This window comes from Saprospiraceae bacterium (assembly GCA_026129545.1).
In the GTDB taxonomy this organism is placed as follows: Bacteria; Bacteroidota; Bacteroidia; order Chitinophagales; family Saprospiraceae; genus M3007.
This window is the reverse complement of the sequence record JAHCHX010000003.1, coordinates 37,976-50,690: the sequence shown is the minus strand read 5'-3', so window position 1 is coordinate 50,690 and position 12,715 is coordinate 37,976. Positions and strand designations below refer to the sequence as shown.

General features: G+C 53.3%; 12 protein-coding genes. 1 reads left to right on the top strand and 11 read right to left on the bottom strand.

Going from position 1 to position 12,715, the window contains the following annotated elements; all coding sequences use genetic code 11:
• Window positions 1-61: 61 nt before the first annotated feature.
• A complete protein-coding gene (locus KIS77_18025) occupies window positions 62-2,911 on the bottom strand; it encodes a T9SS type A sorting domain-containing protein (protein ID MCW5924225.1) in 2,850 nt (949 codons plus the stop codon).
• A gap of 189 nt (window positions 2,912-3,100) precedes the next feature.
• On the opposite strand from KIS77_18025, the gene KIS77_18020 reads away from it, so the two are divergent.
• Window positions 3,101-4,558 (top strand): hypothetical protein, encoded by a 1,458-nt coding sequence (locus KIS77_18020; GenBank protein ID MCW5924224.1) that lies wholly within the window; start codon window positions 3,101-3,103, stop codon window positions 4,556-4,558.
• Window position 4,559: 1 nt separating this feature from the next.
• On the opposite strand, the gene KIS77_18015 is transcribed toward KIS77_18020, so the two are convergent.
• The 10 genes from KIS77_18015 to KIS77_17970 form a co-directional block, all read right to left on the bottom strand.
• Window positions 4,560-5,219: a Uma2 family endonuclease gene (locus KIS77_18015; GenBank protein ID MCW5924223.1), complete on the bottom strand. Its 660-nt coding sequence runs from the start codon at window positions 5,217-5,219 to the stop codon at window positions 4,560-4,562.
• 173 nt (window positions 5,220-5,392) lie between these two features.
• Entirely contained in the window at window positions 5,393-7,474 is a 2,082-nt protein-coding gene (gene paaZ / locus KIS77_18010; protein MCW5924222.1) for a phenylacetic acid degradation bifunctional protein PaaZ, read from the bottom strand.
• A gap of 48 nt (window positions 7,475-7,522) precedes the next feature.
• Window positions 7,523-7,933, bottom strand: a complete 411-nt coding sequence (locus tag KIS77_18005; GenBank protein MCW5924221.1) for a putative toxin-antitoxin system toxin component, PIN family — start codon at window positions 7,931-7,933, stop codon at window positions 7,523-7,525.
• 3 nt (window positions 7,934-7,936) lie between these two features.
• Window positions 7,937-8,155, bottom strand: coding sequence for a hypothetical protein (locus KIS77_18000; GenBank protein MCW5924220.1), 219 nt, complete (start codon window positions 8,153-8,155; stop codon window positions 7,937-7,939).
• A gap of 238 nt (window positions 8,156-8,393) precedes the next feature.
• Window positions 8,394-9,029, bottom strand: coding sequence for a hypothetical protein (locus KIS77_17995; protein MCW5924219.1), 636 nt, complete (start codon window positions 9,027-9,029; stop codon window positions 8,394-8,396).
• 2 nt (window positions 9,030-9,031) lie between these two features.
• A complete protein-coding gene (locus tag KIS77_17990) occupies window positions 9,032-9,397 on the bottom strand; it encodes a hypothetical protein (GenBank protein ID MCW5924218.1) in 366 nt (121 codons plus the stop codon).
• Between the two features lie 50 nt (window positions 9,398-9,447).
• On the bottom strand, window positions 9,448-10,650 hold the full coding sequence (locus tag KIS77_17985) for a hypothetical protein (protein ID MCW5924217.1): 1,203 nt from the start codon (window positions 10,648-10,650) through the stop codon (window positions 9,448-9,450).
• A 10-nt stretch (window positions 10,651-10,660) separates the two neighbouring features.
• Window positions 10,661-11,116 carry a DUF3592 domain-containing protein gene (locus tag KIS77_17980; protein MCW5924216.1) on the bottom strand — a complete coding sequence of 152 codons (456 nt, stop codon included), beginning with the start codon at window positions 11,114-11,116 and terminating at the stop codon, window positions 10,661-10,663.
• A 3-nt stretch (window positions 11,117-11,119) separates the two neighbouring features.
• Entirely contained in the window at window positions 11,120-11,752 is a 633-nt protein-coding gene (locus KIS77_17975) for a hypothetical protein (protein ID MCW5924215.1), read from the bottom strand.
• On the bottom strand, window positions 11,749-12,660 hold the full coding sequence (locus KIS77_17970) for a hypothetical protein (GenBank protein MCW5924214.1): 912 nt from the start codon (window positions 12,658-12,660) through the stop codon (window positions 11,749-11,751). Before KIS77_17970 ends, KIS77_17975 begins: the two co-directional genes overlap by 4 nt.
• Window positions 12,661-12,715: the final 55 nt, after the last annotated feature.

The window sequence follows — 12,715 nt, the reverse complement described above, 5'->3', positions numbered from 1 at the left end:
TTTTTTCGCAAAACACTTTCCGTTGGACATAAAAACATCGTTTGCGGCCGTTTTTCCAATCTCAACGCTGCACTACCAATTTCCCCGCAGCCACCACGCCGCCTTTCGATTCCAACTGGAAAAAATACATGCCCGGCAGCAAACCCGCTGCGTCCATTTCAAACACATTGGCATTGAACGACTGGCTGCGCACCAATCTTCCCCGCAAATCAAGCAAGCGCAGGGTGCCCGCTATCGGTGTGGCCGATTTGAGGAAAAACGTCGCCCGCTCGGAGGTCGGGTTGGGATAGACGTTGAGTTGGATGCCGCGCCGGAAGACCACCGTTGAGACGTTCAAATACTTTTCGCCGATGGTGTGCCAAGTGCGGTTCGTAATGACCGGCTCGTTGAAATCGAAAAAGATGCCCGCCCGATTTTCGATGACCGTATTGTTGGGCAACTCGGGGTGGGGCTTGATGCTGAACTTGACATAGCCGTTCGAGGCAGGCTCGTTCACGTTGCTGTCCGGGAGCATGATATTGGCAAAAAGAAACTGCAACACGCCGGAACCCAACACATTGAAATGGTAGGGATGGCTGCTGCCGCCGGGACGAACGGTGGAAACATCGAGATGCGGCGAGAGCGTGTCGAGTATCATCACCGTGAAAGCCGTGTCCGTGCCCGTGTTTTGGAAACGAATCAGGTACTCGATTTCGGTGCCTTTCGGGATGTAATGCTCCTCGAACACCCCGCGCGGGAAACCCTGCTTGTCGTTCGGGTCGAAGGAGCCGATGTTTTCCCGGCAATCCACGTCCACAAAAGGCGCCTCGTCGCCGTCGGGGAAAAGGGTGACAAAACCGAGGCTAAACGTGCCGCCCGCATTTTCTCCGCAGCCTTCCACCGCCGCCGTGATGAGCGTGTTCCAGGGGTGATGAGGCACTTGAGGCAGTTCGAGGCGCCAAGTGGAGCCATTGGCGGGCAAGGTGATGGTCTGGCTTTCCCCGGCAGACAAAAAGATAGTTTGGCCGCTTACTTGAATCATAATGTCCTCGATGACGATGTATTCCACCGGGTTCACCATATCGTCGCCCGTGTTGATAATCGTGAAAATCACCTCGCCGTCGAGGCACTCGCCCGTTATTTCCAAATTGGCGCCGCTCCATGCGGGGTCGGGCGGCAGGCAAAGCGTGTCGGGGAAAATCCGCGCCTCCGAGCAATGGGTTTGCCCCAACGCGGCATCGCAACTCACGTTCACCACCACGCTGAAGCTGCCACACGCCCCCACATCCAAGTTGCCCACTTGGAAAGTGTAAGTGTTCCCATTCACCGACGACCAAGGGCTGCTGCTGCTCACCACCGAGAGTTCGGGGTCGAACTCGATTTCGATAAAGACATTTTCGGCAGGCGCCGTGCCTTTGTTGCAATAAAAGACAGCGTAGGGATTGTCGAAGCAGCGACGGAGAAAAGGGGCAGCAAGGTCAATTTCGAGAAAGGGGCAGTTGCTCAATTTTTTTGCAACAAAATCCACCGAGACAATACTGTTTGCCGAGGCTTGCACCGTGTTGGCTGTTGGCGGGCAGACCTCCCAAAGCGAGCTTGGGCTGACGAGCGTCACGGCATACTCGCCCTCCGGCACAGGCAAGTTGTAAGAGCCAACCGACTCGACCACTTTGTAAAAAACGCCCTCGTTGCTTTCTGCTCGCACGAGCCAATTCAACCACGTTTGACTGACGGCATCGCCCGCGCAATCGCCGTCGTCGTCCACGTCCAAAGTGCCATCAATGAGGGCAGGCGACCAATCATAAGCCCCCAAACTGGCCGGGTCGAGCAGCGCATCGCCGTCCACGTCGCCCAATTTGATAGCGTAAAAATCGAGTTGGGTGAAAGAACCGGCAGGAAAAAATTGGTTTGCGAACGGATTGATGGGGTTGGGAAAAGAATCACTCGCATCTACAAAAACCCAAGAAAGCCCCGATGAAAAATGGGCGATTTCCCCGCCAATCAAATCATTTACCTGCGCCACATCCGCAGTAGTGACGCTATTGGAACGATTCACATCAGCGGCTATCAACCCGTAAGGCGCGGCCAGCGGTTCGAGGCCGAGGATATGCTTGTTTATCAAATCAACGTCGTTGGCGGTCACGCCATTGAGCGGGTTGCCGGGGTTGTGCAGTTTGAAAAAATAAGTGCCGCCATCGGGGGCGACAAGCGCGTATTGACCTGCATTGTTGGTGAAGGCAGTGGCCACTACGTTAGAGCTGCCATCCAATAAAAAAACGGGGAAGCCGACCAATGGAGCGCCCCACGGGGTCGTGATTTTGCCAGACATGACGGACACGCCTTGCCCCGCAAACGGTATCTTCCCCACCTGCACCCCCACAAAATCCACTCCCCCCACATCGCTCGAAAGATTCTCCAACACCACTGACTCCGGGAAGGGAAACGGGTCTTGCGGATTTGGGAACACATAGTTCGTTGGCACAAATCGCCACGACTTCGGCACATCCTCGTAGATGCCCAAAATCGCCTTCCGCAGCGCCGTCGTATCCTCCGCCTCCACGCTGTTCGAGCCGTCAATATCAGCAGCGATGATTTGATAAGGCGAGGTGAATGGTATTTCTCCAAGTATGTATTTGCCGACCAGCACCAAATCCAGCGTGCCAATGCCCACCAAAGGATTATCGTTTTTTTCAGGGGTGACGATGTAAGTAACCCCCGCCGGCACAGAAAAAGAATAATTGCCATTGTCGTCCGTCAGTTGATAAAGTGTGTCGGTGGCGCTGGCCAGCTGCACATTCACCTCGGCAAGCCCGTTGCCAGTGTCAACATTCACAATTTTACCGGAAATCGTCACCTGCGACCGCGACGGGAAAGCCGCTGCAAGCGAAAAGAAGAGAATAATCGCCTTTTTCAAAAGTAGATGGACGCGCATGGAAAACCCTTTTTGATAAATGAAACTTTTCACGGTACAAAAGTGACCGCTTCGATGCAAGCGGGCAAAAACAAATTTCAGGCTTTGTAACAAATTTTTTTTCAAAAATTAGTTTTAAAAAATTGATTTTCAGCATTTTTTTGCTGTGTGTTTGTCTATTAAAAAATAAATTTCCGATTTGGAAATCTGATGGAAAAAAGCCGCCTGCTACGCCTTCTCCGCACCCTCTCAAAAGAGGAATTGCGCGGGCTGAAAAAATTCGTCCGCAACCCCTTCTTCAACCAGCGCAGCGAAGTGCCGGCCCTGCTCGACGTGCTGGAAAAATCGCTGAAAAACGGGCGCGATTTGCCCGACAAAGAACAGGCTTACCGCCAGATTTTCGCGGGCAGGCTCAACGACGAAATGGCGCTCGAATCAAAATCCGCCAGCGCAGCGCCCTCTTTCGACGACCATCGCGTGCGCATGGCCATGAGTTTTCTCTACCAACTCACCGGCCAATTCCTCGCCGTGCAGGATTTCCTCAACGCTCGGCCACAGTACCAGCGCCGCCTCGCCGCCATTTTTCGCCGCCGACACCTGCCCGAACAATTCGCCAAAACCTGCGACGAGGCCATGGCCGCCCACGAGCGCCAGTCCCTGCGCGATGCCGCTTTTTTTGAGGAAAATTATCAGATATTGTTGGAAAAACACCGATTCGCCGTCGAGTCGCACGCATTTGAAAATCTCGATTTTCAGGAACTCTCCGACCGATTGGACAACGCCTTTCTCGCTCGAAAACTCTGGCAGTCGTGCTTCATGCTCTCGCACCAGTCCGTTTCCAGCACCCACTACCAGTTCGGCCTGCTCGACGCGGCGCTGGCACACATAGAGCAGTCAAGCGCGCTCGACATCCCGGCCATCGCCATCTACTACCACTGCTACCGCGCCCTCACGAACCCGGCGGAAACAACACATTTCCAGCAGTTCAAAACCCTCTTGATGCAACACTGCGCGTTGTTCGCGGTGGAGGAATTGCGCGACCTCTACATCCTCGCCATCAACTTTTGCATCCGCCAATACAACGCCGGGAATCAGGATTATTTAGCCGAACAATTTGAACTCTACAAGGAAGGTTTCGCCCAAAAATACTTTCTCACCGACGGCGCCCTGTCGCGCTACACCTACCAAAACGCCGCCACTATCGGTCTCGTGTTGCACGAGTTGGAGTGGGTGGAGCAGTTCGTCCACGAGTATCGGCCCTACTTGAAAGAGGAGCACCGCGAGAGCCTGTTCAGTTTCAACCTCGCCCGGCTGGAGTATCGGCGCCGCGACTTGGGCAAGGCTTTGCAACTGCTTCAAAAAGCCGAACACAAAGACCTCATGCTCAGCCTCGCGGCCAAGACCTTGCAATTGAAAATCTTCTACGAATTGCAGGAATTCGACCTGCTGGAATCGCACCTGCAGGCCATCCGCGCCTTCATCCGCCGGAAAAAAGTGATGGGCTACCACCGCGAAAACTACCTGAACACGGTGCATTTCACCCAAAAACTACTGGAGACCAATTTGTTCGATAAGGCGGAACGGGCGGCGCTGCGGCGCGAAATCGAGGAGACAAAGGCGGTGGCGGAGAAGGAGTGGCTGGTAAGAATGATGAATGAGGAAAGATGAATTACTTCTTCTTCGCTCGCTTCTTATTAGGCTTTTCTTCTTCAAAAGAAACGTTCCAATAAATCTCTTTCAACGGCAACTTCACGCCCAACGCGAACAATTCCACTTTTGCGTCCAAGCCCTCGGCGGTTTCATTGATGAACCATCTGCCGTCTTGCTTCACGAAAGTCTCCACGCGGGGAGCGTTTTGCGACACCAATACATATTCTTCCAACGAAGGCAGGGTGCGGTAACGGGCAAATTTCTCGCCCCGGTCGTAGGATTCTGTGCCGTCGGAAAGCACTTCAACGATGAGTGTGGGGTTCAGAAGCAAGCCGACGGGGTGTTCGATTGAAAAGTCGGTTTTACCCACTACGACCGCCGCGTCGGGCATCACGCCTTTTTTAAAAACAGGCAGATAAATGCGAATGTCGCTGTTGAAAACCCGACATGACTTTTTCGATTGCCGTGCCAATATTCCTAACGCCATGACAACCGATGCTTTTATTTCGCTGTGAGTGGGAGTTCCGCCTGCCATAGGTATCAGTTTTCCGTTATCAAATTCATGGTTTACCAATGAAGTCTCTTCCATCGCGAGGTACTCCTCGATGGTGTAGAGCCGCTCTTTCGGCTTGTTTTTTTTCGCCGGCGCATTTGGCGCGACTGCCGTCTGTCCGTTCATATTGTTGAATGATTCGATTTTTTTGATTAATTCCGATTGATTCGATTAGGAGCCAACCTTGATGTTCAAAACCACTTGATGGTTTAAATTTTTGCGCAAGTTAAAACTTTCCCGATACCTCAAACAACTCAAACCCCGTCCGCTCCGCTTAGCCGGGCAAGCCCTCAAACAACTTACCCCCTTTTCCGCACCATCGTCAAAATCGTCGCAATCGCCACCGTCTCGCCTGTTTCGTCGTACACATCCACGAGCCATTTGACGATGCCGCGCGGGATGGCCGCCACGCTCACTCCCCCTCCTTCGGAGGGGGTCGGGGGGAGGCTCTCCTGTTCGATTTTTTCTTTCACCGTCAGCTTCACGCCAATCGTCATGCCGGGATAGACGGGTTTGGTGAAACGACATTCGTCAAGGCCGTAATTCAGCAATACAGGGCCTTTTTTGGCATCCACGAAAAGGCCGGCGGCCTTGGAAAGGACGAAATAACCGTGCGCCACGCGGCGGGTGAAAGGCGTGCCTTCGAGCGCCGTTTCGTCCATGTGGGCGTAAAAATTGTCGCCGCTGACGTTGGCGAAATTGTGGATATCCGCCTCTGAGACCGTGTGTTTGGCCGTGACAAGCGTTTCGCCGACAAACAAATCCTCGAAGTGTTTTTTGAACGGGTGAACAGGCGTTTCAGTTTGCGCGCCGCCGACTTGGTACTGGTTCGTCACTGCCGTGAGGTCGGTCGGGTGGCCTTGAATGGCCGTGCGCTGGAGGTAGTGCAACACGCCGCGCATCCCGCCCATTTCCTCGCCGCCGCCTGCGCGACCGGGGCCGCCGTGCACGAGCAAAGGCATCGGCGAGCCGTGCCCCGTGCTTTCTTTCGCTGAAGTTCGATTCAAAATGTGAATGCGCCCGTGAAACGCCGCCGTTTCCAGCACGTACTCGCGCATGGTTTTCGGCTCGAACGTGCAAATGGTGGAGACGAGCGAGCCTTTGCCCATGTTCGCCAGTTCGATGGCGTCGCTCATTGATTTGTAAGGCATTAGCGTGGAAACAGGGCCGAAGCACTCCGTTTCGTGGGTCAGTTTTTTGGAAAAAGGTTTGTCATTTAAAAGCAAAACAGGCGGGATGAACGCACCCTTTTCCCGCTCCGCGCCGACGACCTCAAAGGCTTCCAAATCGCCGACCACGACAGGTGTTTCTTTTGTCAACAAAGCCAGTTTTTCCTGCACACGGGCGAGTTGCTGGCGATTGATGAGCGCCCCCATGCGCACACCTTCCAAGGCCGGGTCGCCAATGACGGTTTTTGCCAACTCTTTCGACAAGGCTTTTTGAACTTCGTCCAACAGATTTTCAGGAACAATGATGCGCCGAATCGCCGTGCATTTTTGCCCCGCTTTGGTCACGATTTCGCGGCGGCATTCTTTAATAAACAGGTCAAATTCAGGCGTTCCTGGCGCGGCATCTTCGCCCAAAATGGCGGCGTTCAAAGAGTCGGCTTCCATCGTGAACGGCACGGAATGCTCGATGATGGCGGGGTGCGCCCGCAGTTTGCGGCCCGTCTCCGCTGAGCCGGTGAAGGTCACAACGTCTTGACTTTGAGCAAAATCAAGGATGCCACGCCCCGTGCCGACGACGAGTTGCAAGGCGCCTTCCGGCAAAATGCCCGACGCGATGATGTCGCGCACCATGGCTTCGGTCAAAAACGAGGTTTGCTCGCTGGGCTTCACCACCGCCGGAACGCCCGCCATGAGGTTGACGGCGATTTTTTCCAGCATCCCCCAAATCGGGAAATTGAAAGCGTTGATGTGGACGGCCACACCGCGTTTCGGCACGAGGATGTGGTGGCCGATGAAGGTGTTTTCCTTCGAGAGGCGCACGGTTTCGCCCTCGACGTAGTAGGTTTCGTTGGGAAAACGCCGCCGCAAACTGCTGTTGGCGAACAGGTTGCCGATGCCGCCCTCGATGTCCACCCACGAATCCACGCGGGTCGCGCCGGTCGCATGGGAGACTTGGTAGTATTTTTCTTTCCGCTCCAACAGATAGAGCGCCAATGCTTTGAGCATTCGCCCGCGCTCGTGGAAGGTGAGGCGGCGCAGGGCGGGGTTGCCGATTTTGCGACCGTATTCGAGGATGGCGGCGTAGTCCAGCCCTTCGCTGCTGGCGGTGCTGATGAGTTCGCCTGTGAGAGCGTGATATTGGGGGATGCCGTCGCCCGCGCCGGGCTGCCAGCTTCCGAGGATATAATTTTCGAGTTTTTGCATGGTGGAGATGGTTAGAGAGTAAAGGGGTCGGGCGGGCAAAGGTAGGGCGAGTAAGAATTACAGCGCGGCGAGCATTTCCAAAAATTCTTCGGCGGATATCGTTTTAACAAGCGGGAAAGATATTTGCTCCAAAACCTTGAAATGTTTGTCATTTGTAACTATAAAATCGGCATTTCCAGCAACCGCTAAGTCCACGAACTTGTCGTCGTCCGGGTCATTGATTATTAGTTTCCAACGATAGTGCGGCGTGATTAGCCCGGCATTTTGAATAGAAACCAGCAAGCGCAACACGTCCTGAACGGTCTTGCGGTCGTATCGTTGGGCGATGACTTCTTCATATTCTGTAATTACCTCGTTGCTGAGCAAGAGCGTAAAACGCCCAGTCAGGAATGCATCAAAAATTGGCGCGTATTGCGAAAAAGGCGAGAGTGAAACCAAAAACACATTGGTATCCAACACGATGCGCATGGCTTACTGGTTTTCCTCATTGAGCCACTGCTGCATCGTTTCCTGCGTGTAGCCGCGCTCCTGCCAGATTTCTCCCGTGCGTTGGCGAATACGTTGCGCGAAAAAAGCGGCCAGTACCTTTTTCAGTTCTTGCATTTCCTCCTCTTTCAAATCGTAGGCGTACAACTTCAAGAGTTCGAGTTGCACATTGGTGAGCGGCGGACTGGGCTGGACTACAGACATATTGATTGAAATTTTGGACAAAAATAAAGAATTTTGTAAAAACTTAGTCAGCCTTCAAGCGCAGAGGACTCGGTTGACAGGCTTATAGGTTTTTGACAGGATTTACAAGATTTACAGGTTCAATGAGGCGGCTTCGCCGCGAAAAATCCTGTAAATCTTGTAAATCCTGTCAAAAATTGAATGTCCGCTGTCCTGCCTAAGTTTTTACAGAATTTTTTCAAAATCTTGTTGGCAGCGCTCACCCCCGATACACCTCCAACACATCCGCCCGAATCCGGTATTTGCAGCCTCTCGCTTTGTCGCGGACAACCTGCTGCCCAACAAAATCAAGCACGGACGGGCGCTCGGACAAGGGCAAGCCAGTGCGAGATTCCCAATGCTCTTCCCGCGGCACAAAAATGAGCGACACCGTGTTGCCGCCGCCAAATTCCCAGTCGAACACAAGCCGGGTGTTACCCTTCACATAAGTGACGGTGCCGCCACGAGGATACTCGGCGTATTCGAGCCGGGCATCGGTGGCAGGCGGGTTTTTAAGAATGAGTTCCACCCGAATATGCTCGACAAAATCTTCATCGAGTTCGAGCCATTCGATGATTTCGGCTTTGGATTTTCCCGCTTCGAGGTGTTTTCGTACAAGGTCGGCGAGCCATTCGCGGTGGGCTTTTTCGACCAGTTCCTCCTTGTGTTTTTCAAAATGCTCCTGCGCCACTTTTTTGCCTTCGGCTTGCGCCACTTCGTTGGCTTTTTGGGCCGATTCCAGTTCTTGCCGGGCCGCCTCGTGGTCGGCAGCGGCACTTTCCTTGATGGCATCGGCGGCAGCGAGGGCGTCTTTGTAGGCTTGTTCGATGAGTTGCGCGAATTGCTCTTGCTTCATTTTCAAAACCTGATTTTGACAAAAATACTGCCTACGATGAGCGCGAAAAACACAAAAATCATCCCGACCATGTAGGCCGTTCCGATGCCGGGGCCTTGCTGGCTATGAGCGCCGAGACCTTTTTCGAGGACGTAGTGGCCGCCAAAAATGCAGACAATCCAGACCCGCAGGAGGAGCCAGTTTTTCTCCACGCTGGGAAAATACCAGAGCGCGAAAGTCAGCAAAGCGGCTAGCGGAACGAAAAACCACAAGTGCTCCAACCGGTCGTCAATAGCCTTCACGGGCGGCACGTTGGCTTTGGCAATCAGGCTGACGATGCCGTACAAGGCAAGCCAAATGAGTTCGGGGCCGAAGAGGAATCGAGACATGAGATAAAGTTGATAAAAGTTGATGAGGGTTGATGAGGTCATCAACACATTTACGACAAAATTGTCGTCGCTTTTTTCAATGCCTCCCGAAAGGCGCTCGTGCGCATTTCTTTCTCTGCCCAGTTGAGCGGGCGCAGCAGGCTTTCGTCGCTTAGGCGCGGATTGCCGAACAAGCCCCACATCCGCAGCACGTCCACTGATTTTCTGAAATAAACCGCGTCGTCGCCGTTGAGGCATTTCAAAATCCAGTCGCGCACCGCCTCGCTGTCGGGCATTTTGGCGAAGGTGTTGAACACGTAATCGCGCCAGTAGGAGTCAGGGTTGGGCAGCAGTTCGAGCAGGGTCTCGACGCTTTTTTCGTTCCGGTAATTTTCCCACAACGCTCGTGCGGCCTCTTGTTTTTCACGAGCGTTGCCGGTGGCGGCGAGTTCGAGCCATTCGGCTTCGGTTTCCGGCGTTTTTCGGGCGGGTTTTTCTGGTTCGGTTTTTTGGGAAAAATCGGCCTCGAATTCGGGGCTTTCAATACCGAGCAAGCGGTTTTTGATGTCGCGCAACACCTTGGCGGGAATCGCCCATTCGGGAATGTCGTCGCGGTGCAGGCAATGTTCGAAGGAGATAAAACCCTGTGATACCAGCCCGTCGCGAAAGTTTTGCCGACCGTAATCCACGCCAAAATCGCGCACGATGACAAAATCGCTGACGCGGTAATCGCCGTCTTCCCACATCGGCGGGTTAGCGTAAGCGGGGTATTCAAACAGTTGAAAATGAGCGTCGAGGAGTGCCTTGTGCTTGCGCTCAAAAGTATTTTGGAGTTGCGCCAACACCTGTTTTCGCATTCCTAAATCGGGCAAAGGCCTGAGCGGGCCGTAAAACCAAAAGTCGCTGAACAATTGCGGGCGCACCTCGCCCGCCGCGCCGTACTGACCTGAAATATCTTTGAAAAACAGGCCTTCCATGCTGACCTCCAGTTCCCAGCGGTAGGTGTTGCTGATTTTTACCGAGTACTCGTATTTCTGCGTTTTGATGAGCCAAGGTTGGAGGTTTTTCCAAAAATCGCAGCGCAAGCGGGCGGCCTCCGAAAGGTCGCCGTACATCGCTTGCGCGAGCGGCACGATTTGCCGAAAGAGCATGATGCGCTCGTCCAATGGTTCTTCCGAAAGCGCGTTGTAGGTTTCGAGCAGTTCGGGGATGCTCCAGATTTTTTCAACGTCAGCGCCTGTTTGGCGGACGGTAGTTCCTTCTATTTGAATCACTTGGGAAAATTCAGGTGTTTGAAAAAATTTTTCGGAAAAGAAACTTAAGCAGCGCCGGGTATCCGATGAGCGCCGCCGCCACGCCAAAAAGACCAAACACGACCGGGAAAATCCACGCATCCACGCCGTTGAGCGTCGCCTGATTTGGAGCGTCGGGCAGGTACCAAATAGCGACCGTTTCGCCGACTTGATGCGAGACGGGCGTGGTGTAGGTTTGGGAATAATACAGTTTTCGCTCGCCGGTGGCCGTGAAAAACTGCACGACCGGTGCCCGGGAAGTTGTTTGCGGCTGCACGCCGCGTCGCTGTTTTCGGACGTTTTCGACGACGATGCCCTGCGTCTGCACGCCGTTGCGGACGATGCGGTAGGTGGATTGCCAATGGCTCCAACCGATGATGAGGAACATGGTGCCGACGAAGGCAAACATCCCGCAGAAGCCGAGCCAGATTTTGTCTCTAAGTTCCATTTTTTACTGATGTTCAAGATGTTCTATCAATTTCAGAAGCCCTTCGCGGTTGGCGGCTTTCTTCATGAATTCCGGTAAACGGCTCAACATCGCGCTGTTTTTGCGAATGGTGTTGCGCGGTTCGATACCGCGTTCGCGCAACTTGGCCCCGATGTATTGGCGCAGCAAACCTAAATGCTCGTAATTGTACGCCCAAAACAAGTCGTCGCGAAATTCTTTTTGCAGCCACAGGGGCAGGCCGAATACGGGGTCGGTTTTGCGGCCTTTGTCGTAGGGATGTCGGGTAATGTGCGCCTCGTACTCGCAATCGTCGCCGCACTCGTTGCAGTGCATCGCCAATTTTTGCCACTGGCCGTCCCAAGGGGCAGAACGTTGCAGCTGGGCATGGCATTCGCGGCATTTGACCGACACGAACGCCGTCGCCGCGCCGTGCCAATGGCCGGGGGTCTCGACGTGGAAACAGGTCGTGCAGACAAGCCGCCATTCCACGCCTTGAAAATTGCCGTGTTTCGGGAAATTATCCCCAACGGGGTTGACGTGCGCCTTGCCCGCGCATTTGGGGCAATGGACGACAAAATGCGTGGCGAAATCGTACAGTTGAATGCCGGGGTCGGCAATGCGCTGCGAGTCGTTCATAGTTCCTTTCGTTTTCGGATGTTTTTAAAAGTTTTCTCCACCGTGTGATAAAGCCCTGAAATATAGCCTTTTGGCTCGACCAAACCTGAATCTTGCTCACGCGGTTTGGCATCGAAATACGGAAAATGGTAGTGAATGGCCAACCCGTCTTTTTCATCTACTTCAAAGCCAATTATCTGGTTCGGTTCCAGATAAAAAGGTTTGGGGAGGTTTTTTTCAGCCCAAATTTTGGCTTGCCGATAGGCATCTTTCCTGTCCGCATCGCCTCGTTTCGACATGGGGTTGACTTCCCAATGGCGCATCAGCGTCGCGGCGGACACCTCTTTTCGATGCTCAAAATTCAAAGACATGATTTTTTCCTGTTCCTGCCAACTCATCTCGGTTTTCCAATGGCCGTTCGGGATGATGTCGCTAAACTTCTGACGATATGCAGAAGGTTCCATCCACTCGACCCAAATGCTGGTTGGCGCATTAGCGGCGTCCAGTGCCGATTTTATTTTTGTCAAAACTTCCTCTCGCGTCGTTGCATCGGGTTCGGCGAACACTAAAATATAGGCGGCTGGCTCTATCACGCCGACCGATATTTTTTCCAAGTCCTTATTTTTCAACAGATTGAACAAATCGCGGGCTTGCGCGACATCTCGTTTTGCCGTTTTAAAAGCAGTTTGAAGCACCTCTTTTGTCAAACCCACGTCGGGCGAATCTTTTTGCCAAAACAGCAAAAACTGAACGTCGGGGTCAGCTTTGTCGGCGACGAGTGCCGTTTTTCTGCCTCGATACATATCCATCGCGTTGTAGTTCAGGTTGGAATGCACCACCTCAAACTGGCCGGGAAACTGCGTCTCCAACCATGTCTCGATGTTGTTGGGGGCGGGCTTTTTTTTGAAACAACCGAAAAGTGAAAACATGGCGAGGCTGCAAGAAATGAGAACTGTGGCGGTAACGGAATTTTTAAGAAATCGA